Annotated in this window: 24 protein-coding genes; 12 read left to right on the top strand and 12 right to left on the bottom strand. The window is 48.1% G+C overall.

Going from position 1 to position 24117, the window contains the following annotated elements:
* The first annotated feature begins 190 nt into the window (after positions 1–190).
* Positions 191–1930 carry an ABC transporter ATP-binding protein gene (locus ACFO5U_RS14185; RefSeq protein WP_377279753.1) on the top strand — a complete coding sequence of 580 codons (1740 nt, stop codon included), beginning with the start codon at positions 191–193 and terminating at the stop codon, positions 1928–1930.
* Entirely contained in the window at positions 1930–3684 is a 1755-nt protein-coding gene (locus ACFO5U_RS14180; RefSeq protein WP_377279752.1) for an ABC transporter ATP-binding protein, read from the top strand. The genes ACFO5U_RS14185 and ACFO5U_RS14180 overlap by 1 nt, the downstream gene beginning before the upstream one ends.
* Before the next feature lie 135 nt (positions 3685–3819).
* On the opposite strand, the gene ACFO5U_RS14175 is transcribed toward ACFO5U_RS14180, so the two are convergent.
* The gene (locus ACFO5U_RS14175) at positions 3820–4023 is read right to left on the bottom strand and encodes a YheE family protein (RefSeq protein WP_377279751.1); all 204 of its coding nucleotides are present in this window, start codon (positions 4021–4023) and stop codon (positions 3820–3822) included.
* A gap of 77 nt (positions 4024–4100) precedes the next feature.
* Here ACFO5U_RS14175 and ACFO5U_RS14170 point away from each other — a divergent pair, with 77 nt between their 5' ends.
* The 3 genes from ACFO5U_RS14170 to ACFO5U_RS14160 all read left to right on the top strand — a co-directional run bounded on the left by ACFO5U_RS14170 (position 4101) and on the right by ACFO5U_RS14160 (position 6478).
* Complete coding sequence (locus tag ACFO5U_RS14170) at positions 4101–5249, top strand: DUF445 domain-containing protein (RefSeq protein ID WP_377279750.1); 1149 nt, start codon at positions 4101–4103, stop codon at positions 5247–5249.
* Positions 5250–5262: 13 nt separating this feature from the next.
* Positions 5263–5610 carry a YlbF family regulator gene (locus ACFO5U_RS14165; RefSeq protein ID WP_377279749.1) on the top strand — a complete coding sequence of 116 codons (348 nt, stop codon included), beginning with the start codon at positions 5263–5265 and terminating at the stop codon, positions 5608–5610.
* 88 nt (positions 5611–5698) lie between these two features.
* Positions 5699–6478, top strand: coding sequence for an enoyl-CoA hydratase (locus ACFO5U_RS14160; protein ID WP_377279748.1), 780 nt, complete (start codon positions 5699–5701; stop codon positions 6476–6478).
* 98 nt (positions 6479–6576) lie between these two features.
* Here ACFO5U_RS14160 and ACFO5U_RS14155 read toward each other — a convergent pair whose 3' ends face one another.
* A complete protein-coding gene (locus ACFO5U_RS14155; protein ID WP_377279747.1) occupies positions 6577–6762 on the bottom strand; it encodes a YhzD family protein in 186 nt (61 codons plus the stop codon).
* A 124-nt stretch (positions 6763–6886) separates the two neighbouring features.
* Here ACFO5U_RS14155 and ACFO5U_RS14150 point away from each other — a divergent pair, with 124 nt between their 5' ends.
* The 5 genes from ACFO5U_RS14150 (at position 6887) to yhaM (ending at position 14106) form a co-directional block, all read left to right on the top strand.
* Positions 6887–7786, top strand: a complete 900-nt coding sequence (locus tag ACFO5U_RS14150; RefSeq protein WP_377279746.1) for an ABC transporter ATP-binding protein — start codon at positions 6887–6889, stop codon at positions 7784–7786.
* Positions 7779–9029: an ABC transporter permease gene (locus ACFO5U_RS14145; RefSeq protein WP_377279745.1), complete on the top strand. Its 1251-nt coding sequence runs from the start codon at positions 7779–7781 to the stop codon at positions 9027–9029. Before ACFO5U_RS14150 ends, ACFO5U_RS14145 begins: the two co-directional genes overlap by 8 nt.
* A gap of 99 nt (positions 9030–9128) precedes the next feature.
* Entirely contained in the window at positions 9129–10340 is a 1212-nt protein-coding gene (locus tag ACFO5U_RS14140; protein WP_377279744.1) for a metallophosphoesterase family protein, read from the top strand.
* On the top strand, positions 10337–13171 hold the full coding sequence (locus ACFO5U_RS14135; RefSeq protein ID WP_377279743.1) for an ATP-binding protein: 2835 nt from the start codon (positions 10337–10339) through the stop codon (positions 13169–13171). The genes ACFO5U_RS14140 and ACFO5U_RS14135 overlap by 4 nt, the downstream gene beginning before the upstream one ends.
* Positions 13168–14106: a 3'-5' exoribonuclease YhaM gene (gene yhaM / locus ACFO5U_RS14130; RefSeq protein ID WP_377279742.1), complete on the top strand. Its 939-nt coding sequence runs from the start codon at positions 13168–13170 to the stop codon at positions 14104–14106. The genes ACFO5U_RS14135 and yhaM overlap by 4 nt, the downstream gene beginning before the upstream one ends.
* Positions 14107–14145: 39 nt before the next feature.
* Here yhaM and ACFO5U_RS14125 read toward each other — a convergent pair whose 3' ends face one another.
* The 7 genes from ACFO5U_RS14125 to ACFO5U_RS14095 all read right to left on the bottom strand — a co-directional run bounded on the left by ACFO5U_RS14125 (position 14146) and on the right by ACFO5U_RS14095 (position 18533).
* Positions 14146–15042, bottom strand: coding sequence for a peptidylprolyl isomerase (locus ACFO5U_RS14125; protein ID WP_377279741.1), 897 nt, complete (start codon positions 15040–15042; stop codon positions 14146–14148).
* 287 nt (positions 15043–15329) lie between these two features.
* Positions 15330–15515, bottom strand: coding sequence for a hypothetical protein (locus tag ACFO5U_RS14120; RefSeq protein ID WP_377279740.1), 186 nt, complete (start codon positions 15513–15515; stop codon positions 15330–15332).
* A gap of 59 nt (positions 15516–15574) precedes the next feature.
* Positions 15575–16120 (bottom strand): DUF3267 domain-containing protein, encoded by a 546-nt coding sequence (locus ACFO5U_RS14115; RefSeq protein ID WP_377279739.1) that lies wholly within the window; start codon positions 16118–16120, stop codon positions 15575–15577.
* Positions 16121–16224: 104 nt separating this feature from the next.
* Entirely contained in the window at positions 16225–16785 is a 561-nt protein-coding gene (locus ACFO5U_RS14110; RefSeq protein ID WP_377279738.1) for an HTH-type transcriptional regulator Hpr, read from the bottom strand.
* 114 nt (positions 16786–16899) lie between these two features.
* Complete coding sequence (locus ACFO5U_RS14105; protein ID WP_377279737.1) at positions 16900–17340, bottom strand: YtxH domain-containing protein; 441 nt, start codon at positions 17338–17340, stop codon at positions 16900–16902.
* Positions 17341–17464: 124 nt separating this feature from the next.
* On the bottom strand, positions 17465–17998 hold the full coding sequence (locus ACFO5U_RS14100) for a tryptophan transporter (protein WP_377279736.1): 534 nt from the start codon (positions 17996–17998) through the stop codon (positions 17465–17467).
* Positions 17999–18101: 103 nt separating this feature from the next.
* On the bottom strand, positions 18102–18533 hold the full coding sequence (locus tag ACFO5U_RS14095; protein ID WP_377279735.1) for an HIT family protein: 432 nt from the start codon (positions 18531–18533) through the stop codon (positions 18102–18104).
* 216 nt (positions 18534–18749) lie between these two features.
* Between ACFO5U_RS14095 and ACFO5U_RS14090 the strand changes: the two genes are divergently transcribed.
* Together ACFO5U_RS14090 and ACFO5U_RS14085 are read left to right on the top strand one after the other, a co-directional pair.
* Positions 18750–19499, top strand: a complete 750-nt coding sequence (locus ACFO5U_RS14090) for an ABC transporter ATP-binding protein (RefSeq protein WP_377279734.1) — start codon at positions 18750–18752, stop codon at positions 19497–19499.
* Positions 19483–20697, top strand: coding sequence for an ABC transporter permease (locus ACFO5U_RS14085; protein ID WP_377279733.1), 1215 nt, complete (start codon positions 19483–19485; stop codon positions 20695–20697). The genes ACFO5U_RS14090 and ACFO5U_RS14085 overlap by 17 nt, the downstream gene beginning before the upstream one ends.
* Before the next feature lie 494 nt (positions 20698–21191).
* Here the strand turns inward: ACFO5U_RS14085 and ACFO5U_RS14080 are convergent, their stop codons facing one another.
* From ACFO5U_RS14080 to ACFO5U_RS14070, 3 genes are all read right to left on the bottom strand, one after another.
* A complete protein-coding gene (locus tag ACFO5U_RS14080) occupies positions 21192–22358 on the bottom strand; it encodes a M20 metallopeptidase family protein (RefSeq protein WP_377279732.1) in 1167 nt (388 codons plus the stop codon).
* Between the two features lie 78 nt (positions 22359–22436).
* Positions 22437–23435, bottom strand: coding sequence for a sodium:calcium antiporter (locus tag ACFO5U_RS14075; RefSeq protein WP_377279731.1), 999 nt, complete (start codon positions 23433–23435; stop codon positions 22437–22439).
* 65 nt (positions 23436–23500) lie between these two features.
* On the bottom strand, positions 23501–24013 hold the full coding sequence (locus tag ACFO5U_RS14070) for an antibiotic biosynthesis monooxygenase family protein (protein WP_377279730.1): 513 nt from the start codon (positions 24011–24013) through the stop codon (positions 23501–23503).
* Positions 24014–24117 lie beyond the last annotated feature (104 nt).

Genomic DNA, 24117 nt, shown 5'->3' with positions numbered 1-24117 from the left:
TCCTATTTTCATGAGCGCATGCCTGAAAACAGGTATGCGCTTTTTTGTGGTTTAAACAGTTTTAACTGCTTAAATAAATAAAAAAGAAAAGGGAGAGAAGCATTATGGAAAAACGTTGCATGAAAAAAGCACTTATCAAGGAATCGCTTGAAGGCGATTAGCAAACCGAAAACGGAAAGAAGGCGTAATTATGTTTGATGTATTATGGAAATTAAGATGGTTTTTTAAAGAAAACTGGCTGCGTTATACGACAGCCGTGAGCTTGCTATTCATCGCGAACATTCTCGAAATCGTACCCCCGTGGTTGATCGGGGTGGCTATTGATGCCATCGCCCAACAGGAATTGACGAGCGGTTTGTTGTGGCAGTATGTCGCAGTGTTGCTGGCGGCGATGATTTTGGCTTATTTGATCAATTTTGTCTGGCAATATCAATTATTCGGAGGCGCTTATGTAATCGAACGCCAATTGCGTTCGAGCCTCATGGGGCATTTTCTTAAAATGACGCCGACTTTCTATGAAAAAAACCGGACGGGAGATTTGATGGCCCGCTCCACGAATGATTTAAAAGCGATTTCCGAGACGGCAGGGTTCGGTATTTTAACACTTGTCGACTCGACATTGTATATGGCAACCATTGTGGTCGCCATGGGCGTATTGGTATCCTGGGAATTGACGTTTTTAGCAATCTTGCCATTGCCGATTTTGGCGATTGTCGTGCAATTGCTCGGCAAAAAAATCCATGAGCGCTATACCTTGGCGCAAGATGCATTCGGGGACATGAACGATAGCGTACTTGAGTCGATTGGCGGCGTCCGTGTCGTGCGTGCTTACGTGCAGGAGCGTTCATCCGAACGGGAATTCAATAAGATGACCCAAGACGTTTATGAAAAGAACATGGCAGTCGAGCGCATCGATGCCTTGTTCGCTCCGGTGACAAAAGTGCTGACTGGAGTCAGTTATGTCATCGGCCTAGGCTATGGTGCATTCCTGGTTTCTGAAGGCGTAATGACGCTCGGGGATTTGGTGGCGTTCAACGTCTACCTCGGCATGATCGTCTGGCCGATGTTTGCGATCGGCGAATTGATCAATATCTTGCAGCGCGGCAATGCTTCAATCGACCGCGTCAACGAAACTTTAGATTACGAGGAAGATGTCGCCGATCCCAAGAAAGTCCAAAAAGCCGGTCTTCCGGAAAAAATCGATTTTAGGGATTTCGGCTTTACGTATCCATTGTCGACATCGATCAATTTACAAGGCATCAATTTATCGATGAACAGTGGCCAAACGCTCGGCATCGTCGGAAAAACTGGCAGCGGCAAGACGACTTTCGTCAAGCAGCTGCTAAAAGAATACCCGGCTGGGGCAGGTTCGATGACAGTGAACGGCATCGAAATCGACGAACTGAGTAAAGCCCAATTGCGCGATTGGGTCGGTTATGTACCGCAGGACCACGTGTTGTTTTCACGGACAATTCTGGAAAACATTCTGTTCGGTAAACCAGAGGCAACAGAAGAAGAAATTCTTCAAGCCATCAAACTATCGTATTTCGAAAAAGATTTGGCCATGCTGCCGAACGGTTTGGAAACTTTGGTCGGCGAAAAGGGCGTGGCGCTATCCGGCGGGCAGAAACAGCGCATTTCGATTGCGCGGGCAATCATTAAAAATCCGGAAATTTTGATTTTAGATGATTCCTTATCGGCAGTCGATGCCAAAACGGAAGCGAAAATTATCGAGAATATCCAACGGGAACGGGCAGGAAAAACGACAATCATCACGACGCACCGGTTGTCTGCAGTCAAACACGCCGATTGGATTGTCGTGCTGGACGATGGCCGCATCATCGAAGAAGGAACGCATGACGGCTTGGTGGAAAAACAAGGTTGGTATCATGAACAATTCCTCCGCCAGCAAATCGGGGAGGTGCAATAATGGGAACAGGTAAACGTTTAACTCAATATGCAATGCAGTTTAAAAGTGTCATTATTTGGGGCTTGATTTTCCTTGCGGTCGCAGTTGCAGCCGATCTCGCGGCACCGCTCATTGCGATGGAAATCATCGATGAGCACATCGCGACGGCTACCGGCGGAATTGAATTCGGGCCGATCGCACAGCTTCTGGCGCTGTTTCTCGGACTGTCGGTCGTGACGGCCGTGTTTCGCTATTTGCAATATATTTTGCTGCAAAAAGGAGCTAACCGCATCATCCGTAAAATGAGAACGGATGTGTTCGAACAAGTCCAGCGCTTGCCGATCAGTTATTTCGATAATTTGCCGGCAGGAAAAGTGGTCGCACGCATCACCAACGATACAGAAGCGATCCGCGAATTGTTCGTTACCGTACTATCTCAATTTGCGACGAGCTTCATGTATATGGCAGGAATTTACGTCGCGTTGTTTTATCTGGATTGGCGCATGGCAGCGATTGCCTTTGTGCTCGTGCCCTTGCTGTATGGCTGGATGCTCATTTACCGGAAATATGCTTCCAAATTCAATCATATCGTCCGGGAAAAAGTCAGTGAGATGAACGCCATGATCAATGAATCGATCCAAGGGATGAGCATTATCCAAGCATTCCAGCGTGAAAAGCAGATGAAAGGCGAATTTGAAGAACTCAACCAAGAGCATTTCAAATTTCAGAAGAAATTATTAGTGCTCGAAGCAGCGGCCTCGTATAATTTGGTCGGTGTTTTGCGCTCGATGATTTTCGTATTGTTCATCTGGTATTTTGGCGGTGCTTCAATGACCGGCAACACGGTCGTGACGGTCGGTGTTCTTTACGCATTCGTTGATTACATCATCCGCTTGTTCAATCCGATCAGCGGTATCGTCAACCAGTTTAGCCGCTTAGAGCAGGCACTTGTCGCAGCAGAGCGCGTTTTCCGCTTATTGGATCGCCCGAGTGAGCCGGTCAGCGACGAGCGGGTCGAGCGTTACCGCGGCAACGTGCGCTTTGAGGAAGTGTGGTTTGCGTATAAAGATGAGGAATATGTCTTGAAGGATTTGTCGTTTGAAGCGCAGCAAGGAGAGACGGTGGCGCTTGTCGGCCACACAGGATCCGGAAAAAGTTCGATCATGAACTTATTGTTCCGCTTTTACGACGCGACGAAAGGGCAGATCTTGATCGACGGTGTCAACGTCAACGACTTGCCAAGACAAGCGGTGCGCGAGCACATGGGCATTGTCTTGCAGGATCCATATTTGTTTACCGGTACGATCGAATCCAATATCTCGCTCGGTGACGAACGCGTCAGCCGTGAAAAAGCTGAAGCGGCGCTTGTGGCTGTCGGCGGTGAACGTGTGACGAAACATTTGCCGAAAGGCATCGACGAGCCGGTTGTGGAAAAAGGCAGCACGCTGTCTTCCGGGCAGCGTCAGCTTGTGTCGTTTGCAAGGGCACTGGCATTCGACCCGGCGATCCTCATACTGGACGAAGCGACGTCGAACATCGATACGGAAACAGAAGAAATCATCCAGCATGCAATGGATGTGCTGAAAAAAGGCCGGACGACGTTCATCATCGCCCACCGTTTGTCGACCATCAAAAATGCAGACCGCATTTTGGTACTTGACCGCGGTGAAATTGCAGAATCCGGCACGCACGATGAATTGATGGATCACGATGGCATCTACCGCCAAATGTATCGCATTCAATCAGGGATGGCTTCTACCCATAATGTTGGGTAAGGGGCCACCCCCTTTTTTTGTCTTTTTACGTGAAGCAATTCGCAATTGTTGTGAAAGCAGCGCTTGTGTCCTTATAATGTAGCTATGGCTCGCAGAAAGAAAGACGAAAAAAAGCGCCGGAACTTTTCCGGCGCTCTAATCGTATACATGGTAGAGCATCAGCTCATGGACCATTTTCTTGATGGCTTCCTCGTCTTGCGGCGGAGCGGATTGCCAAACGATCGATCCGTCCGGATGATACTCGCCGCGTACCCGTTCATTGCGGTAAAAAAATGAGATGTTCCAGCCAGGCAGCCGGCTGTCTTCGAACATCGGCTTAAATTTAAAATGCTGCAGCATCGGAATCCCCCTTTGATCGTCTCCTTCCATTATAGGGGAAGAGGCGCAATAGACAAAGAAGAAATGAGTGACCCCAGTTGAATTTACTAATCACGTTAACGCTGATGGCGTTCATCGGTGCTTTGATCGGCGGCATGACCAATCATTTGGCGATCAAAATGCTGTTCTGGCCATATGAAGCGAAATACATCGGGAAATTCCGTATGCCATTCACGCCGGGATTGATTCCTAAACGGCGCGATGAATTGTCGCGCCAACTCGGGCGCACTGTCGTGGAGCATTTGCTGACACCCGAAACATTCAAAAAACGATTTTTCAATGAAACGATGCATCAAAAAACAGCGAATTGGCTGAACCGCCAGTTGGACGAGCATTTGTTTTCATCAACCAGAACATTCAATGATTGGCTAGAAATTGCCAAGCAGCGCAATGTCGATGAAAAGCTGGAGGCCAAGCTCGACGGACTTGTAGACCGCAACAGGCAGGCTGTCGAAGCTTATATCGCAGGGAAGACGGTGCGCGAGCTGCTTCCGGATACATGGCGGGCAGGAACAGAACAAAAGATTTTTGATGGGGTTAATTACGCCATTGCGCGGGGATCGGATTATTTCACTTCACCTGCAGGGCGCCAAACCGTCAAAAGCTTATTGGATGAGTTTTTAGTATCCCGCGGCCGTTTTGGGAACATGCTGCATAATCTGTTCGGGGATTCCCGTTCGATTGTCGACAAAACTCAATCGGAGATTATCAAATTCCTCAACTCCCCGAAAACTTTTGAATTGCTTGGAACTTTGGCATTCAGGGAATGGGAAAAGCTCCAGGACAAGCAAGCTGAAGACATTCTGAAGGAATTCGATGCAGAACCCGCGATTGCGGCCATCAAGCAATACGTCCGCGATCAGGCGGGGATTTCGGACAGGCTGGACGCAACACTTGCAGAGACATGGCCTGGAGGGTTAGAATGGACAAGTGTCAATATTACGCCTCTCATTACAGACTTCGCGTTTGAAATGGGAGAGCAGAAGTTAGAAGAGACCATATTGAAAATCGACATGGAAAATATGGTCAGACAGCAAGTCGATTCTCTGCCGCTCAGCCGTTTGGAAGAATTGGTGCTTGGGATTTCACGGAGAGAATTCAAAATGATCACAGTATTGGGCGCTTTTCTGGGGGGCTTTATCGGCATACTCCAGGGTTTGCTCGTCACAGTGCTGAATTTAGGGTAGAGGAGAGATTTACATGGCAGTAAACATTTATGACGACATTAACAAATTGGAATCAACATTCCGTTCAACAGAGGAATTCCAAAAGCTCGAGCAGGCGGTTGCAGATGTAACAGCTGACAGCGAAGCAAATGAATTGTTCAAGAAATTCCGCGATCTTCAAATCACTTTGCAGCAAAAGCAACAGCAAGGCGAAGAAATCACAGAAGAAGAAATGATGGGCGCACAGGCAACTGCACAAGCAGCTCAGGAAAACCAAAAGATCTTGACGATGCTTGAGGCTGAAATGGGCCTTAGCCAAATGATCGAAGAAGTGAACCGCGTATTGATCAAGCCGGTTCAATCACTTTACGAAAGCATGTAATTAAATACAAAAAAAGGATTTTAGGAAAAGACACCGAATACGTAAAGATGAATGCTAATTCATTTTTACGAAGGGGTGTCTTTTTCTTATGTATGAAACAATCATGTTGAAAAAAGATGGGCGACTGGCTTATCTTGTGCTGAATCGGCCGGATTCAATGAATGCGATGAACGCCAAAATGATGAGAGAGTTGGCGGATTGCTTTGAAACGATGAAAAACGATCATACGGTCGATGTGTTGATTATCCACGGAGTGGGACGTGCATTTTCTGCCGGCGGCGACATCAAGGAAATGGTCGATCCGGACAACCCGATGGATATCGACTCTGTCATGGAAGACGTCAGCCGTTTGGCGACAGCACTCTACACTTTGCCTCAAGTGAGCATTGCCGCAATACACGGGGCATCAGCAGGACTTGCCTTTAGCATGGCGCTCGCTTGCGACCGTGTCGTTGCGGAAGAAAGCAGCAAATTGGCGATGAACTTTATCGGCATCGGGCTCATTCCGGATGGCGGCGGCCATTTCTTCATGAAAGAACGCGTCGGTGTGCCGAAAGCGAAGCAAATGATTTGGGCAGGGCAAGTATTAAAAGCGCATGATGCCTTGTCGAAGGGCTTGATCGAAGATGTCACGGCTGAAGGCAGAGCGCTGGAGCATGCCGAGAAGTATGCGCATGAAGTGCTTGCGTCTCCTGTAGCGGCGATGCGCAAATCGAAAGAAATTCTACATAACCTGAAGCTCGGCGAATTGGAACAAGTGCTCGCTGGCGAAGCGGCTGGACAGTCAGCCATGCGCAGAACCGCCGATCACTTGGAAGGCATTCAGGCATTTGTCGGAAAACGCAAACCGTCTTTTACAGGGAAATAATAGGAATGGCGATTTTTCGCCATTCTTTTTTTATGGGCAATCGACAGTCTGGAGTCAGTGAAGGGCATAACATAAAAAGCATGGCGGTTGCCATGCTTTTAGGAATGGAACAATAATAATTTACCAGCGGGAGATGCAAGCCGGTGTGTTTTTTCAGTAAGCGCTTTTTCTTCAAGCAAAGCAAGCCCTTGTTGTTTGGCCTCTTCATCGGTTTCAGCGGTGAATGTTGTTTCTTCAATCAACTCGCCGGTTTTTTCAAAAGCAGTCAATTTGTAAGTTCTCATGCGCGGCACCCCTTTCTGAACGGTAATTCATTTTAAGTATATCGGGTTTAGCCCGAAATGTCCTGCAATTGTGAAACATTTTACAGGCATGTGCGTATAAGAAAGGCGAAGGGGGATTTATTCAATGAGCTTATCCATCAGTAAAGCAACAAAAAAGTTCGGCGATTTTACAGCAGTGGATGATATTTCACTCGATGTGTCAGAAGGGCAGATGCATGGTTTTCTCGGAGCCAACGGAGCTGGCAAGACGACGACGTTCCGGATGGCGCTCGGGCTGCTAGCGCCGACTGCAGGCGAAGTGCTGTGGAAAGGGCGCAGCATCAGCTATGCGGACAGTCCGTATATCGGTTATTTGCCAGAAGAACGCGGCTTATACCCGAAAATGAAAGTACAGGAGCAGCTCGTCTATTTGGCGCGTTTGCGGAGGATGGACAAGAAACAGGCGGAGCTGGGTGCACAGGAATGGCTGGAACGTTTTGAAGTGCCGCATTACGCCAACAAGAAAGTGGAAGAATTGTCAAAAGGCAATCAGCAGAAAATCCAATTGATTGCCTCACTCTTACATAAACCGGAACTGCTCATTTTGGACGAACCGTTTTCTGGGCTGGATCCCGTCAATGTCGAAATGCTGAAACGGGCGATCCTGGATTTCCAGCAGCAAGGAGCGACGATCGTTTTTTCCAGCCACCGCATGGACCACGTAGAGGAATTATGTGACAATATGAGCATTTTGGATAAAGGAAAACTCATCGTCCACGGTTCGATCCGTGACGTCAAGCGTTCGTTCGGCAAGCAAAATGTCCGTCTTTATAGCGATGCCGATATCACTCTGCTCGCCGGGCTGCCGGGCATCGAGAAGTTTACGCCGCAGCGTTCGGGGGCGGTGTTCCGCATTGCCGATGAATCGGTAGGGCAATTATTGCTGACAGAAGCCTTGAAGTTGGGGCCGGTGCGCCAATTCGCGCTTGAAGAACCGACATTGGAAGAAATCTTTATTGAAAAGGTGGGGCGCACCGATGCATAGTTTCTGGATTATCTTTAAGCAGGCGTTCAAAACAAAAGCGATGACGAAATCGTTTCTGATCACCACCCTGGTGGTCGTCGCCTTTTTCTTCCTGCTGGCGAATTTGCCGAAAATCATCGATGGGTTCGATGGCGACGACAATGCACAGCAAATCCTTCCAGTTCTCGACACAAGCGGAAATTATACGGAGCCGTTGCAATTGCAGCTCGCACAGCTCGACAGTGCGCTGCAGCTTGAAACGACTAAACTGACGGAAGCGGAATTAAGAACAAGCGTTGAAGAAGGCAGTATAGATGCGTTTCTCGTATTAGAAGGGGAAGACAGGATTGCCGCGCGCTATGTAGCAGAATCGGCCAATGAACTGGGCCAGGCGATGGGAATCGAAAATGCGCTGCAAAACTTGCAGACAGCGATGGTTGCCCAGCAGTTGGAACTTGAAGAGGCGGAGCTTGCCCAATTGTTCGCGCCTGTCGAAATGCAGCGCGAGGCGGTCAGCGAATCTTCCAAATCCCAAGAAGAGTTGAGCCAAGCTCGTGGGCTGGTCTATATTTTGATTATGGTCATTTATATTGCGGTTATTTATTATCCGAATATGATAGCGATGGAAGTGGCTAACGAAAAATCGTCGCGTGTCATGGAAATTTTGATTTCCAGTGTCTCGCCGGTTAAGCATATGTTTGCAAAAATCGCCGGCATCGGTTCGCTGGGCATCTTACAGATGGTCGTTTTTGCCTTTGCAGGGTATTTAGCGATCCAAAGCGCAGGTTCAGAACTCACAGAAGGTGTATTCAGCGTCATGGGCTTTTCCGAAGTGAAGTTCAGCACATTTTTCTATGCCATTCTGTTCTTTTTGCTCGGCTATTTTCTCTATGCAGTGCTGGCCGCCTTACTCGGGTCGCTCGTCAGCCGGACTGAAGACGTGCAGCAATTGATGTTGCCGATGATGATTTTGGTCATCATCGCATCGTTTATTGCCTTTTCCGGCATCTCCATGCCGGAAGCCACCTATGTGACTGTCGCTTCCTATATCCCGTTTTTTGCACCGTTGGTCATGTTCTTGCGTGTCGGGCTGCTCGATATTCCGCTATGGGAGCCGTTATTGTCCATTGCGATCATGCTGTTGACGATCGGCATTTTGGGATGGTTTGGGGCACGCGTTTACCGCGGCGGGGTGCTCATGTATGGATCTTCCCAGTCATTAAAAGACATCCGCAAGGCGATTCGGCTCGGCAACGAAAAATAAGCAACAAGCTGTTTGCGGGAAGTTTCCGCAAGCAGTTTTTTTTCGTTTGCGGAAATGGTACGATAAGAACAAATATTCGCTTTTGAAAAGGGGATTAAGATGACAGCGATTCGATTTATCCACAGCGCCGATTTGCATCTCGGGAGCCCGTTCACCGGGATGAGAGGGCTAGGTGCCGAACAATGGAAAACTTTGCAGGACAGTACGCTCAGCGCTTTCGGGCGCTTGATTTCATATGCGCTCGAGACGCGTCCCGATTTCGTACTGATCGCCGGCGACATCTACGATGAGGAAGACCGCAATTTGCGAGCACAGCACCGATTCCAGCAAGGCATGGAGCAATTGGCTGAAGCTGAGATCCCGGTATTTTTAAGCCATGGAAACCACGACCATTTGTCTGGCAATGGAGCAGCTTTCGCGCTGCCGGACAATGTTTATGTATTCAAAGAACATGTGGAAAATGTCGAATTGACAGTGAACGGTGCCAGCATTAAAATCGCCGGATTCAGCTATGGAAAACGCCATATTGCTGAATCGATGGTCGATTCTTATCCGCAAGCGGAATCGGGCGTGATCCAGATCGGAATGCTTCACGGCTCAGAGGAAAGCGACACCGAACATGCTGTCTATGCGCCGTTTCGAAAAGAGCAATTGCTGGCGAAAAATTACGATTATTGGGCGCTGGGCCATATCCACAAACGCCAGCATCTGTCCGAAGAACCGCCCATTATCTATCCCGGAAACCTGCAAGGTCGGCACCGGAAAGAAAGCGGAGCCAAAGGGTTTTATGATGTTTCATTGGACAAAGGCCAAGCAAGCTTGCAGTTTGTGGCTGTCGAAGCGGTCCGCTTTGAGCGGATTGCAATCGATTGCAGTGGGGTGCAGCATATGAATGAAGTGTTCACTGCCTGTGAAGAGCAACTAGCAGATTATGAAACCGCTCTTGTTGCAGAGCTCGAGCTCTACAATTTAGGCGAAGCTGCGCTGCATATGCTAGAAAGTGTCGTGCCCACTGAACTGTTGGAAACATTACGCGAGGCGCTCAGTGAAGGAGAGCGGTTTATTCATATTGCCAAGCTTTCGTTTGACAGCAATCAATCGATGTCAGAGATTTCCCCGTTCGGCAAACAAATCGCCGACCGGCTGGAAGGCTGGGAGGACCGGCAATGGAAACAAGCATTAACTGAACTTTACAACCATCCTAAAAGCGGCCGTTTTCTGCCTCCTCTCAGCGATGAATTACGGGAAGAATTGCGCGCAGGCGCTGAACGGAAAATCCGCCAACTGATGGCATTGGAGGACCAAACATGAAGTTGGAAAAACTGATTATCTACGGCTTCGGCCGCCATGAAAACCGGACAATTGAGTTGAATGCGCCCATCACGGTATTTTTCGGAAAGAATGAAGCGGGGAAGACAACCATTCAACAATTTATTTTGCAAATGTTGTTCGGATTTTCTGCACGCAGCCACGCCCATAAGCGTTACGAACCGAAAGCAGGCGGAAAATATGGCGGACAGCTGCATGTAATCGACCCAGAACATGGCTGTGTTGTGGTGGAGAGAACAGCCGGCAAGTCAGCTGGAGATGTCAATGTATGGTTCGAAGACGGGCGCCGCGGGGGAGAGGCGGAATTGGGCGAATTGCTGAGAGGCTATGACCGGTCTTCCTATGAAGCGATTTTTTCTTTTTCCGTCCATGAATTGCAAGATCTCGATGCGATGACCGAACAAGAACTGACGCGTACTTTATTATCTTCAGGAACTTCAGGTGTCGACCATGCTGGTAAAATGGAAAGCCAGTTGGAACGGGAGATGAGCGAATTGTTCAAGAAGGCTGGAAAACTGCCCTTGATCAATCGTTTATCCGAAGAGCTGCGCCAATTGGAAAAGGAATTGCGCGATTCAAAAAGCCGTGCAGAAAGCTTTCTTCCGGCTACACAGCGGCTGCAGCAAATCAAACTCCGCCTCAATGAACTAGAACAACAGGAACGTGGTTTGTCGCAGACAATGAAACAAGCGGAAAAATGGCAGCAAGGAGCACCACTCCTAGAGCGCCAGAAACAATTAGAGCCGCTTGCGGCAGCAGGTACACAAGACTTTCCAGAAGGCGGCGTGCGCCAGTATGAGCGGCTGCTTGACCAGAAAAATGAAGTGCTGGCAGAGGCGGCGTTCCTTCAAAGCGAATTAGCCCACTATGGGCAAGTAGAAGAGATGCCGGACACCCAAGCCTTGTCGCTGCTGCTTGGCCGTGAAGCCGAATGGCATCAATTGACGTCTTCACTGAAGTTGAAACGCGAAGAACGCAACCGGCTCGATGATGAACTCGACCGGCTGTTGAAATTATGCGGCATGAACCATGAGCAGGCGCTGTCGGCGGATGTTTCACTTGGACAGGAAGAGCAATTGAAAAAAGTATTGGCAACTGTCCAAGCAGCTGAAGAAGAACAAGCTTTTCAAAGGCGCCGCTTGGAAGAAGAACGACAACAGATGAAGGCGGCAGAACAGGAGCTAAAGCGTTATTTGGAAGCCGAACCGCCTGAAGAGCAGCGGCAACGCGCAGAACAATGGGGTGAAATCGCTCCGCAGCTCCAGCTGGCAAAGGCAGAGCGCAGCAAACGTTCAGGAACAGCAGCAAACAACCGGGTCGCCTTGTATTTATTGGTTGCTATCGGAACAGTCGGGCTGATCATAGCACTTTCGACAGCGGATTTATTTGCAGGCGCGTTAGCATTGATGGCAACAGGGGCGGCGCTATGGCTGTGGCTTCGCGACCGGAAATCAAGCCCTTCGGATGACCATGAACTCATCTTGCGTTACGCGGGGCAGGAGGCGGAATACGAAGCTTTGCTAGCGAGGCTTTCTCAGTATGATAAAGGATTGGATGAGCGGCTTGATGCACTTGAAACCAGCAAGCGCAAGCTCGCTTCATGGCCAAGCGATGAGAGCGATTCGGCAATGGTGGAATACCGCCGATTTATTGGCTCGCTCGGATTTTCCGAAGAGACGCCGCGCTCTACAATTTTGACTTTGTTCGATAAATTGCGCGATGCACACGCAGTGAAGTTGCGCTTGGGCCGGATCAACAAAGAGCTGCAGGAGTTGGAGTGCGAGCAGCAAGGGTGGCTCGTGGATGCGCAAGCTGCATGCGGCAAGCCAGTGTCAGCCGACGGCGTGATGACGGCACTCCGAACAGAGTGGCAAATGCGCCAACAGCGGGTGCAGCGATTAGAGAAGGCCAGGGAGAAGCGGCAGCAGTTGGAACAACAGTCGAGGAAATGCCAAGAACGGCTTGACAGCCTGGCACATTCCGCACGTGATTTATTCAAGCGTGCAGCTGTCGGAGATGAAGATGATTTTTACCGAGCAGCCACACAGGCGCAACAAGCGGCTGCTGCACAAGAAGAATTGAAGATGGTTCAGTCGCAGCTGGCAGCAATCGGTGAAGTCGCGAGGCCGGATGGATTGGATGAACAAACAGGAAGCATTACGCAATTTCTTGAAAACTTGCAGCAAGCGCTAGATCATTTGGCGGACGAGCGCAAAAATTTGCTGGAAGAGCAGGCAGCTAAACAACAGCAGACAAAACATCTACTATCGGATGACAGCCACGCGATAAAGCTGCAGCAAGTGGAAGAGAAAAAAACAGAGTTCCAGGAAGCGGCAAAAGAGTGGGCCATCAACAAGGCGATCGTCGAAGCGTTCCGCCAGACGATGGAAGAACTCAAGGAAACCAAGCTGCCGGCTGTCCTTGCGCTGTCGGAAAGTTATTTTGAACGCTTGACTGACGGTGCGTATGTCCGTTTGGCGTTGACACCAGAGGGGGACTTTGAAGCTCAACGGCGAGATGGCCTGCGCTTTCGTGTGATCGAGCTGAGCCAAGCAACCAAAGAACAGGCATATTTGGCGCTGCGTTTTGCGTTAGCATCGACTTTGAAAGATTCGCACCCGTTTCCAATCTTGATGGACGATCCTTTTGTCCATTTTGATCGCCGTAGAGGGACGCAAGTGATAAAATTGGTGGAAGAGCTGCAGACAGACCATCAGTTCATTTATTTCACCTGTCACGAAGCGATGCTAGACGCTTGGCCAGAAGCGCAGCAAATCGACGTGGCGAATCCTGAAAGGAGCATCCAAGCATGACAAAAGGCATTACACACCGCGCTGTCGGCGAAACCGTTGATGAGTTTCTATTGATCAAGCAATCGCAAAAAGGCGTAACGACTACCGGCAATCCCTTTATTTCACTCGTTTTGCAAGATAAAAGCGGGGATATCGAGGCAAAGCTGTGGGATACAAAAGAAGAGCATGAACGTTTATACCCTGCAGAGACGATTGTTAAAGTCGGCGGAGAAATCCATAATTACCGAGGGAAAAACCAGCTGCGCATCAAAAGCATCCGTCCGGCAAAACCGGAAGAAAACTTGACGATTGCTGAGTTTTTGCCATCTGCCGAGCAAAGTGCGGATGAATTGCACGAAGAAGTGACCAAGTATTTATTCGAAATGGAAAATCCGCAAATCCAGCGCATTACGCGTCATATTTTGAGGAAATATCAGCAGCAATTCCTTACGTTCCCGGCGGCTACACGCAACCACCACGACTATGTGTCCGGGCTTGCAGATCACGTAGTATCGATGCTCAAGCTTGGCAAAGCGATTTGCGAAGTTTACCCGAGCCTGAACAAGGATTTATTGTATTCCGGAATTATTCTTCACGATATCGGTAAAGTCTTTGAGCTGTCCGGCCCGATCGCAACGACCTATACAGTAGAAGGCAATCTGCTCGGACATATTTCAATCATGGTGACCGAAATCGCGAAAGCGGCAGAGGAACTGGGCATCGAAGGTGAAGAAGTCATGCTTCTTCAGCACATCGTATTGTCGCATCATGGCAAGGAAGAGTGGGGAAGCCCGAAAAAACCGATGGTAAAAGAAGCGGAAATCCTTCATTATATCGACAACATTGATGCCAAAATGATGATGCTCGACCGTGTGCTTGGAAAAACTAAAGAAGGCGAATTCTCAGAGCGCGTCTTCGCACTCGACAACCGTTCATTCTACAAACCGAAGCTATAAAAAAAGCGCCCGACAGCTGTTCTGTCGGGCGCTTTTTGTTTATTCTGCTGGAGCGTCTTCTGCTGGTTCGGAATTCAGGATTTCATCCAATGCGCCTTCTAATTCTTCGTCTTTAATGTCGATGTTCGCTTCTTCCATCAAAGCGGCAACTTTCGGCAATAGCGAAGATTGGTCTGCTTTCGCCATAGCGATTTCAGAGCGCAATGCCTCACGTTGGTCTTCAAGCGGTTGTTGGCCTTCTACTTCACGTGTATCTGTTACTTGGATGATATGGAAGCCGTGTTGGGACTGGACAGGTTCGCTGATTTCATCCACTTCGAGTGCATAAGCAGCATCTTCGAACTCAGGAACCATCGCTCCTGTGCCGAACCAATCCAACGATCCGCCGTTCGCTGCAGAGCCTGGGTCGGTTGAATTGTCTTCAGCGACTTCAGCAAAATCTGCTCCGCCGTCAAGTTCCTCTTTCAGTTCGTTCGCCGTTTCTTCGTCCGCCACCAAAATATGACGTGCATTCAATTCAGTTCCTTGGCGCTCGTATTGCTCTTCAATTTCTTCATCTGTCACTTCGACGCCTTCAGTCAATGCTTTTTCCTGAAGCAGGTTCAAGCGTATGACTTTTTTATAGCTTTCTTCGGTATGGTTGTTTTGAGCCAGGAATTGATCGAAGTTCTCGCCCATTTCTTCTTTGTTGCTTTCGAGTTCTGCGTCGACTTCTTCGTCGGATACTTCGTAGTTCGCGCCCAACACTTTTTCAATCATGAGGATTTGAACCGCTTGGTTGCCGACGGATGTCTTCATTTCCTGGTAAAGCTCTTCTTTCGTAATATCTCCGGCCTCGGAAGTGACAAGCACTTCGCTTTCGGCACCGTTGTCGCTACAAGCCGACAACGCAAGAACCGCTGCTGCGATGGATAAGGTAAAGGCTGACTTTTTCATCTAATTCGCTCCTAACTTTCTTTCGATCTAAGTTGAATTTGTGGGTGTGAGCTGAATGAAAGCCATTTGATAAGACATGGAGCAAAACTGCAAAGACTTCTATAGAAAAGCATGGCTGATTTGCGCGATATCGACTCTTAAAATTCAAGCTCAACTCTTATAGATTCAGTAGTTACTATATCATAAACGAAAGAAAAAATAAAAAGTTCCAAAAAATTGCGAATACGTAAAAGAGTAGGGGGCAGCTCCAGATTCCATAAAAAAAAAGCACTTGTTTTGGCAAGTGCTTACGGGTTGAATTCCACCCCGACGTATAATGTAAGAAGTAGAATGAGTATCAATATATTAATGGTTCGAAAAATCTTTTCGTGGTTTTCTTCGGGAATTTCCCGGGATGTGACAAGTGCATATGTCATCCGATTGATTTGGAACACATAAAACACGGAAAAAATTACGACTAACGCGACTATCATGAGTTTCCTCCCCTCTGACCTTAACTTCCATTATAGCAAATCGAAAAGGAAAATGCAGGTCAGGCCATCGGTTGCGGCACTAAGATCTCAAATCCTGTATCGCTTTCTTCAATGAGCGCATGGCGTGGTGAACGCGCCAAATTGCGCATATAAATTAGATCGGTAACGCATAGAGCGCTATGGTAGGCCAATAAAATGGCGAAATAATGGCTGTAAGCGGGCCAGAAGATGCTCAAAACGACAATGGTCGTGTTGATGGCACTAAACGGCAGAACGAGCGACAGCATAAAGCGTGATTTTCTCACAGGTTCTTTAATGTACAAAGAAATCGTCGGACATAGCTTCAGTTGTTTGCGGATGCTGATTTTCAAACATTTGCGGCTTCCGAACAAAGGCACAAGATGCAGTAATTTATGGACAGGATAAATTGCCAGCATGCCAATCATAAACAGCATAAAGTTCTGATCAGACAATGGCTCTGCGTATGCAATGGCAAGCAGCATATAATAACTCGTGAAAACGGCTGCCCCGATAAGTGCAGAGATGAAGAAAAGACGGTCGGCTCCGTATTGTTTTTTTACGTTGATGGTTTTCCAGCAATGCATATGCGTATCTCCCATTGATGTGTAATGTTGATGAGTCGATACATACCATACAACGTTTTGATACGGAATGCAACCTTCTATCGGGAATTTCTAGACGAGCTTTTTTATGCTTTTTCTTTGTCGGATATAACGTGGTTTTCTTCGCTGAAACGGTTCTCGATATTTTTGAAAGAAGCTTCGAAAATCTCCATGAAATCATCGCCATAAATATTGCGTATAATCGCCATGACGTCCATGAACTCGGGGAATTTTCCGTATAATTGGCGTAAAGGGAGAGAGCCCTCAACGACAGAGTGGGGCGTGTCGTGGTAGCGTTCGATCATTTCCTGCATCAATTCTTCGCCTTTTTGTGTCAACTCGACGTATGTATTGCGCTTGTCTGTATCGCGTTTCGAGAATGACAGCAGTTCGCGCTCTTCCAGTTTCTTTGAAAAGTTAAAGGCCGTGGAAACGTGCATGACCCCGAATTTCGCTACATCCGATATGGAAGCACCTTTCAAATGGTAAGAAATCCACAAAATGTGATGTTCATTAATATTCAGGTCATAAGGTTTTATCCACATTTGCCAATCCTTTTCTACTGCTTTCCACAACGCTTTTGATAATTGGCCTATTCTTTGGCTGTATAGCATAGCTTCTTTCATCGTATATTCTTTATCATTCACACAAGCACCAACTTTCCCCGAGAATATTTTCTTTATTATAGCAATAAAGCAAACTGAATTAAAGTGAGAATAGTAAAATAATTTCGGTAAAAAAAACAACCCGACCATAATTGGTCAGGCTGTTTCAGAATTCTTGTTATTGTCGGCTTTTTTCGGGTCAATCGCTGTCGGCCGCTCAGGCTTTTTCTCTTCATCATCTTTGTCTTTGCTGATGGTAGCCTGCAATTGTTCAATGGAGTTTTGGATAGCTTGGATTTCCAACTGCAAATGTTCTTTTGCCGGGGCTGTTCCTTCTTGCCACGACTGAAGGGAAGCTTTCAATCCGTCCATTGCCTCCGGAACTTGTGCTTTAGACTCTTCGGTGAGGTGATTGATTGATTCTTTCAATTCGGTGATCCGCGCTTTTAGTTCATTCATCGATTGTTTCCATTCGGTGCCACTTGACTTAATGGAACCGCGCAATTCCTCACCTGATTTTGGTGCAGTTAATATTGCCGTGATGGTGCCTGCAGCCAAACCGGCAGCAAGTCCTGCAAAAAAATTCGATACTTTCATAAGTTTGAACGCTCCTTTCATCTCTATTTAGTCTTTTCCTTTATTTCACTTAATTAAAACATGGAATGAATAGTGATTCAATAAAAAAGCCATTCTCCAATTAAAGGAGAATGGCTTTTGCGCATCAGCGTGCGTTTGCTACAGCTGAATTTTCGAAATTCGAACGCTTCATAAGTTTGGTGATGATTGGGAACATAACTGCAAATGCAGCGCCATTCAAAACAGTAGCAGGCACGACAACTGTCGCGAGCAGCACGGTAAAGGGAACATCGGCGCCGATGATGAAAATGGCTGCCGACAGGAAAATAACTCCCGACAACACTGTTCCCATAGCCGTCAAGGCGATGCCGACCGGCAGTTTGGCTGCATATTTACTCAACAGCGACACGGCCCCGAAAAAGACAAATGCTGTGATGAATTTATCGATGATGTTCGGGAAAAAACCTCCCGGAAAGCTTGAAAACAAGCCGGAAATGATGCCGGTTGTCACAGCAAGCAAAAAGACACTTTTCACATCGCGGAATAAAAGAATTCCGATAAACATCATCGTCAGCATAAAGTCGGGTTTCATACCGCCGTTGATGCCTGGAATCATGACGTACAATGTAGCACCCACGCTGACAAGCAGCGCCATTAACACAAGATTTTTCGTATTCATTTCTCATCTCTCCTCAGCTCAAACTAGTTTCTTTTCCCGGTCGTGCCCTCATGGCCGCCGGCGAAAAAACGTATTCTGATCTTATCTCGTGTGCTCCGAAAAATCAAGCCTCAGAGGCTAACTTTGTCTTGACCTGTTCGGCAAGCTCCTGAATTTTCTCGGTCGTGTATTCTTTTTCCTTGGTCATCCACTTGGCTCCAAATCCATCGCTTGCACCGTAGCGCGGGATGAAATGCAAATGGAAATGGAAAACGCTTTGGCCGGCTTTTGCCCCATTATTATTCAACAGGTTCATGCCTTCCGGTTCAAAAGTTTCTTTAATGGCGCTGGCGATTTTCGGCGCGACGCTAAACAGTCGGCCTGCTTCTTCTGAAGTCATGTCGTAGACAAACTCGCGGTGGCTTTTCGGAATAAGCAAAGTATGCCCTTTCGATAAAGGCATAATGTCCATGAAAGCGTAGACGTGTTCATCCTCGTACACTTTGACGCTTGGAATTTCCCCTGCAATGATTTTGCAAAAAATACAATTGCTCATGATCTCATCCTTCCTGTAATGGATTGGCCGTGCTTTTTCCAGTTTACCATATTCAAGGTCATGGCCACATTTAGCAAAGCGTGGCTGGGCGAAAGCATAAAGCTAGCGATATGCACATGGAAAAAGGCATGAACATTTGTAAAAACCACCGTTTTGCAAAAAGAATTCACACCTCAGTTTTGATACAATGGTATATAGAAGAAAGAGGTGTTGTAAGTGGCGATATTGGAAGTTGAGAATCTTACAGGCGGCTATACACGCAAGCCTGTTTTAAAAGACGTCAGTTTTTCGATTGGAAAAGGTGAATTGGTCGGGCTGATCGGTTTGAACGGTGCCGGAAAGAGTACGACGATCAAGCACATCATCGGCATCATGCAGCCGAAATCAGGTACGATCCGCTTGAATGGCCGGACGTTTGGTGAAGATATCGATGCCTACCGGTCATCTTTTTCGTATATTCCAGAGACGCCGGTGCTTTATGAAGAACTGACATTGCGCGAGCATCTGGAATTGACGGCGATGGCATACGGGTTGGACCAGGAGACATTTGAAAAAAGGTCTGCAGAGTTATTAAAGGAATTCCGTATGGAAAAGCGCTTGAAATGGTTCCCGGCACATTTCTCGAAAGGGATGCGCCAAAAAGTGATGATCATGGGAGCCTTTTTGGTCGATCCGGATTTGTATATCATCGACGAGCCGTTTGTCGGACTTGACCCGCTTGGCATCAAGTCATTGCTCGACCAAATGGAAGAGCAAAAGCGAAAAGGCGCATCGGTCCTCATGTCGACCCATATTTTGTCGACAGCTGAGCGCTATTGCGATCGCATCATCCTGCTCCATAACGGCCGTGTGCGTGCGATGGGCACAATGCCTGAGCTGCGCCAGGCGTTTGGCATGCCGGATGCATCGCTCGATGATTTGTATATTGCGATGACTGAGGATGACGACAATGAAGAACTTGCATGAAGTATGGGAAAAGCGGCTTCGCCGCTACAGCGCTGAAGTTCAGAACTATTTAAAGTTTATCGTCACTGGCCATATTGCGGTCGTCATGTTATTTGCCATCGGGGCCGCAGGCTATGCTTATAGCGAGTGGGTCCAGGATGTGCCGCCTGACTTTCCGGCAGCTTGGCTGATGGCCTTGATTTTCGGCTCGCTCCTCGCTTACAGCCCGCCTGTAACATTATTGAAGGAAGCGGACAGCGTTTACTTGCTGCCGCTGGAGAGCAGGCTCGATGAGTATTTAAAACCGGCGCTGCGCAGGACGTTTGTGTCGCAGCTGTACTTGCCGATTGTGGCGTTTGTTGTTTCATTGCCGCTCATCAATGCATTATACGGGTTGCCATCATCTTATTTGATCGGCTTTCCGGTTTTGCTGCTGCTCGTAAAATGGTGGAACGTCAAGAGCGAATTCCACTGGCGAAAATCCGCTGGCGGCCACAAGGTATGGCTCGAGCGGTCCATGCGGTTTTTGTTCATCGGCGGATTTGTTTGGTCGTATATAGAAGCACATATCCTCATCGCAGCACTATTTTTATTTGCCATGATTTTCTATGGCAGATGGATTGAGCGCAGCGCGGCAGGCAAAGCGTTTCCGTACGGCCATTTTATCGAGTTGGAAGAAAACCGCATGCTGCGCTTTTACCAATTCGCCAATTATTTCACCGATGTTCCGCATCTAAAGGGGAAAGTCAGAGAGCGCAGATGGCTTAATGGAGTTTATCGGTTGATCAACAGCAAACCGGCCAATGCACATTTGTATTTAGTGAGCCGGACATTTATCCGCTCGGATGAATTATTCTTTTTATGGGTCCGTTTGACGCTCATCATCCTAGCGGGAGCTTGGCTAATCCCGTTTCCGCTGGCGATTGCCTTGTTTGCGGGTGCCTTGGCATTCGCTTCAAGCATCCAGCTTTGGCAAGGGCTCAACCAATCGCAGCATTTCCGAATGGATCAATTGTTTCCGCTCAGCAAACATAGCCGGGAAAAAGCGGTGTGGGGATGGGTTGTCAGCGTCCAGATGATCCAAGCGGCAGCGGCGTTTTCCGTATTGGCGATTGCCGGCCAGTTTGCCACATCAGCCATCACCCTATTGGTGATTGTCGTAGTATCTTTTGCGACGCTTGCAGGCGCGAGAAGAAAATCAGCTAAACAGCGATTATAAATGAACAAGAAGAAGCCGGAGGAAACATTCGCTTTCTCCGGCTTTCAGGTAGTGGACAACTGAATTTTCATTGTTTTAAAAGAATAAAAAGACAGGTCAGCTTCGGTATACAGGAATCTGCGCTACATGCGGACGCTTTCCGCGGACGAAGCGCTGAGCCTCCTCGTCGCAAGCTCCTGCGGGGTCTCATCACTCCGTTCTTCCGCTGGAGTCGCCGCATTGCGCTCCGAATCCTTGAGAGACTGTTTGCGAAAAGCGTGGTAGTTCGTGACTCTCCCTGACTTGATCCACCTGCTGACAACCGGTCTGGCCACGAAGACTGCTGTGGGACAGCGAAGGCTGAAGCTGAGCCCACGGAAAGCGAAGTGGATAGATCGGTTGGCTTATGCACAATTATTCATTTTAGTTAGACTTTTTCGACAGTCTCAAAGCCGGAGAAAACATTCGTTTTTCCGGCTTTTTTACGTTAAATATTTTCTATTCTATTCAACAGCTTATTCGTGCGAAGTGACTGCAGCTTTGCCAAGCGTTTTGGCAGCGATCAGCATCGCTTCTTCTTTGAAATCGAATTTCGGGTGGTGGTGAGGGTACACTTCACCGTCCGGCATTGCGCCGGTGAAGAAGAAGGTGCCTGGGATTTCTTCCAAATAATAAGCGAAATCTTCACCGCCCATTTGAGGCGGGCAATTATTGACTTGCGTGACACCCGGAACGTCTGCAGCCAAATCTTTCAAAAACTCGGTTTCTTTTGCGTGATTGACGACAGGGGGATAGCCGCGATGGAACTTGAAGTCGATCTGGCTGCCTGTTGCGGTCGCGGTGCCGTCGACAATGCGCTGCATTTCATGCTCCACTAAGCTGCGCGTCTGTTCGGTAAACGACCGTACCGTACCGTTTAGCTTGGATTGGTCGGCAATGATATTGAACGGATTCTCGGCCATGAATGAGGCAATCGTCAATACGGCAGACTCCAACGGGTCGACGCGGCGTGAGACGAGTTGTTGCAAATTATTGACCAATTGAGCGCCAGCTACAACGGCATCGACGGTTTCGTGCGGCATCGCACCGTGGCCGCCGCGTCCTTGGACGGTGATTTCAAAACGGTCTGCTGCCGCCATGATCGGACCGGTCCGGTAGTCGATGCGGCCGAATGGCGTTGTCGACCATAGATGTGTTCCGAAAATTACATCGACGCCGTCCAGTGCACCGTCTTCGATCATCGGTTTGGCACCGCCGGGAGCTAGTTCTTCTGCATGTTGATGGATGAGTACGTAGGTGCCTGGCAATTCTTCGCGAAGCCTGTGAAGCACTTTGCCTAGAACGAGCAACGTCGCGGTATGGCCATCATGGCCGCATGCGTGGACGACATTCGGCACGGTAGATTTATAGCTGGTCTCTTTTTGGTCCTGAATCGGCAAGGCATCGAAGTCAGCGCGCAAGGCAATGGTTTTTCCGGGCTTTCCGCCGCGGATGGTGGCGATGACGCCATTGCCGCCGACATTGTAGCGAATGTCTACACCGAGTTGTTCATAAAAATTGCGAATAAATTTAGCGGTTTCTGTTTCATGGAATGACGGTTCGGGATGCATATGGAGATAACGGCGGATTTCCACCATTTCGGGGTAGGCATTATCAAGTTCAGCGAATATTTTCTCAAGCATCAGATCAAATCCTTCCTAATTTTCTGCATTGCCTATAGTTTAACATAGTAAAAAACAGAACGGGCAAGGCCCGTTCTGTCAATAGGTGAAATTCAGGTACGATGCGATAAAGTATAATGCTAACACCAGTATCGAGGGTATGCTGTAAGTAAGAGTAGATTTGGTATTGGTTCTGAAAAGTGAAAATAGCGTCAAGACACTCATAATGAGCACTGCGACCGCCATAATCATATTGGCTCCAGATACTTCTGCAAGAATAGATCCTTCAGTGTAAACCGGGTCGGACAATGCCAAGATGACCATGTTGAAAATATTGCTGCCGAGAATCGCGCCGACCGCCATATTGACGTTGGATAGGCGCAATGCGACAAATACCGAAATCGCTTCAGGCAATGAAGTAGCTGCAGCAACAAGGAAACTGCCGACAAAACTAGAACCAATGCCTGTCACAACAGCAATCTCATCACCTGTAATCGACAATGCGGTCCCCGCTGCCATGATAACCAAGGCGAAAATCACAAAACGGATTCCTGCGTGCTTCGGGGATAAATGGGCGCTAGGGTTTTTGGGCGCCTTGGCATCAGGCGGCTCTTCATCCAGCTCGATAGTGTCTAAGTTCGGCAGCTTATTGATAACATACATGCCGATGACATATGCCAGGCCAATCGCTAGCGCATCAAGGCCGATGCCCAAGACCGTAACATCTGTACGCAACCACAATGCCAAAATCAACAGCACCGTCAGGAAAATCCCAAGCATGGAAGAGTAGGTATGGTCTTTTGATACGCGGTCGAGAAGGCGGCGTTTATTCAACATTAAGTCGAACCCTGCCAGAATGAATAAATTGAATAGATTGGACCCGACCATATTACCGACTGCAATATCTGCATTTCCGATCGCAGCAGCAGAAAAACTGGTCGAGATTTCCGGCAGCGAAGTCGCGCCCGCCAGCAGCAATGTGCCGACCATCATGCCGCCCATTGCGGATTTTTCACTGATGACATCCGCATACTGCGACAGCTTGATTGCGGCAAATACGGTGACTGCCGCGGCCAGCAAGAAATAAATGAATACCACTATAAGTTCCTCCTAAAACAAATTTCTTCTATAATAATATAACAAAACAGCTGGCAATGTCGGTTTTACTGATCCTCTTCCGGTTTGGCCTTATAGGTCGTCACATAAGAAGAACCTGCAAAAATATTTGCACGCGGTGCCGTTTCCTGTGCCGGTTTTTCAGAATGCGCCTTGGCGAATGCTTGTGATTCCTTCCATTGCTCGTAGAAACCAGGGGATTCCCATTCGGTCAAAACAACATACGTATCGGAATGGAGCGGCCGCAAAACACGGAACGCGACATATCCTGGTTCGTTTTCGATAGTACCTGCGCGATTTTTGAAGCGGTGCTCGAAGACAGGCCTGCCCTCGTCTGCAACAGGAATATTGTTCATGACGAAAAAGCCTTTTTCGCTGAATTCACCTGTGCCGTCAACCACTTCGTAGCGGCGGGGTGTCTGGAAAATGGTTTTTCCTTCGGTTTCATGCAGCAGCAAGGTCGTATTTTCGCCTTGCATCAGCACCATCGTTTCTTCAGGATGTTTGTCGCGCATCTTTTTCATAAACTCGTATGTGCCAGTGGTCATATAAATATTCATTGGATAGCCTCCTAATATTGGAAATGAAAATCGAATTATACTCCATATTTCCCGAAACGCAGAATCTTGAAACGGAAGGTGTCTAAACAGTGAAGGGATTCGGG

It is taken from the genome of Planococcus dechangensis (genome assembly GCF_042654465.1).
In the GTDB taxonomy this organism is placed as follows: domain Bacteria; phylum Bacillota; class Bacilli; order Bacillales_A; family Planococcaceae; genus Planococcus; species Planococcus dechangensis.
Note: the sequence above shows the minus strand (reverse complement) of the source record. Positions and strands in the feature narration are given on the sequence as shown.

Excerpts from the sequence above, each read along its gene's own strand:
- ACFO5U_RS14085 (WP_377279733.1), top strand. The coding sequence starts at position 19,483 with ATGAAGAACTTGCATGAAGTATGGGAAAAGCGGCTTCGCCGCTACAGC.
- ACFO5U_RS14160 (WP_377279748.1), top strand. The coding sequence starts at position 5,699 with ATGTATGAAACAATCATGTTGAAAAAAGATGGGCGACTGGCTTATCTT.
- ACFO5U_RS14125 (WP_377279741.1), bottom strand. The coding sequence starts at position 15,042 with ATGAAAAAGTCAGCCTTTACCTTATCCATCGCAGCAGCGGTTCTTGCG.
- ACFO5U_RS14070 (WP_377279730.1), bottom strand. The coding sequence starts at position 24,013 with ATGAATATTTATATGACCACTGGCACATACGAGTTTATGAAAAAGATG.
- ACFO5U_RS14165 (WP_377279749.1), top strand. The coding sequence starts at position 5,263 with ATGGCAGTAAACATTTATGACGACATTAACAAATTGGAATCAACATTC.
- ACFO5U_RS14105 (WP_377279737.1), bottom strand. The coding sequence starts at position 17,340 with ATGAAAGTATCGAATTTTTTTGCAGGACTTGCTGCCGGTTTGGCTGCA.
- ACFO5U_RS14185 (WP_377279753.1), top strand. The coding sequence starts at position 191 with ATGTTTGATGTATTATGGAAATTAAGATGGTTTTTTAAAGAAAACTGG.
- ACFO5U_RS14180 (WP_377279752.1), top strand. The coding sequence starts at position 1,930 with ATGGGAACAGGTAAACGTTTAACTCAATATGCAATGCAGTTTAAAAGT.
- ACFO5U_RS14155 (WP_377279747.1), bottom strand. The coding sequence starts at position 6,762 with ATGAGAACTTACAAATTGACTGCTTTTGAAAAAACCGGCGAGTTGATT.
- ACFO5U_RS14115 (WP_377279739.1), bottom strand. The coding sequence starts at position 16,120 with ATGCATTGCTGGAAAACCATCAACGTAAAAAAACAATACGGAGCCGAC.
- yhaM (WP_377279742.1), top strand. The coding sequence starts at position 13,168 with ATGACAAAAGGCATTACACACCGCGCTGTCGGCGAAACCGTTGATGAG.
- ACFO5U_RS14175 (WP_377279751.1), bottom strand. The coding sequence starts at position 4,023 with ATGCTGCAGCATTTTAAATTTAAGCCGATGTTCGAAGACAGCCGGCTG.
- ACFO5U_RS14135 (WP_377279743.1), top strand. The coding sequence starts at position 10,337 with ATGAAGTTGGAAAAACTGATTATCTACGGCTTCGGCCGCCATGAAAAC.
- ACFO5U_RS14145 (WP_377279745.1), top strand. The coding sequence starts at position 7,779 with ATGCATAGTTTCTGGATTATCTTTAAGCAGGCGTTCAAAACAAAAGCG.
- ACFO5U_RS14080 (WP_377279732.1), bottom strand. The coding sequence starts at position 22,358 with ATGCTTGAGAAAATATTCGCTGAACTTGATAATGCCTACCCCGAAATG.
- ACFO5U_RS14150 (WP_377279746.1), top strand. The coding sequence starts at position 6,887 with ATGAGCTTATCCATCAGTAAAGCAACAAAAAAGTTCGGCGATTTTACA.
- ACFO5U_RS14140 (WP_377279744.1), top strand. The coding sequence starts at position 9,129 with ATGACAGCGATTCGATTTATCCACAGCGCCGATTTGCATCTCGGGAGC.
- ACFO5U_RS14120 (WP_377279740.1), bottom strand. The coding sequence starts at position 15,515 with ATGATAGTCGCGTTAGTCGTAATTTTTTCCGTGTTTTATGTGTTCCAA.
- ACFO5U_RS14100 (WP_377279736.1), bottom strand. The coding sequence starts at position 17,998 with ATGAATACGAAAAATCTTGTGTTAATGGCGCTGCTTGTCAGCGTGGGT.
- ACFO5U_RS14095 (WP_377279735.1), bottom strand. The coding sequence starts at position 18,533 with ATGAGCAATTGTATTTTTTGCAAAATCATTGCAGGGGAAATTCCAAGC.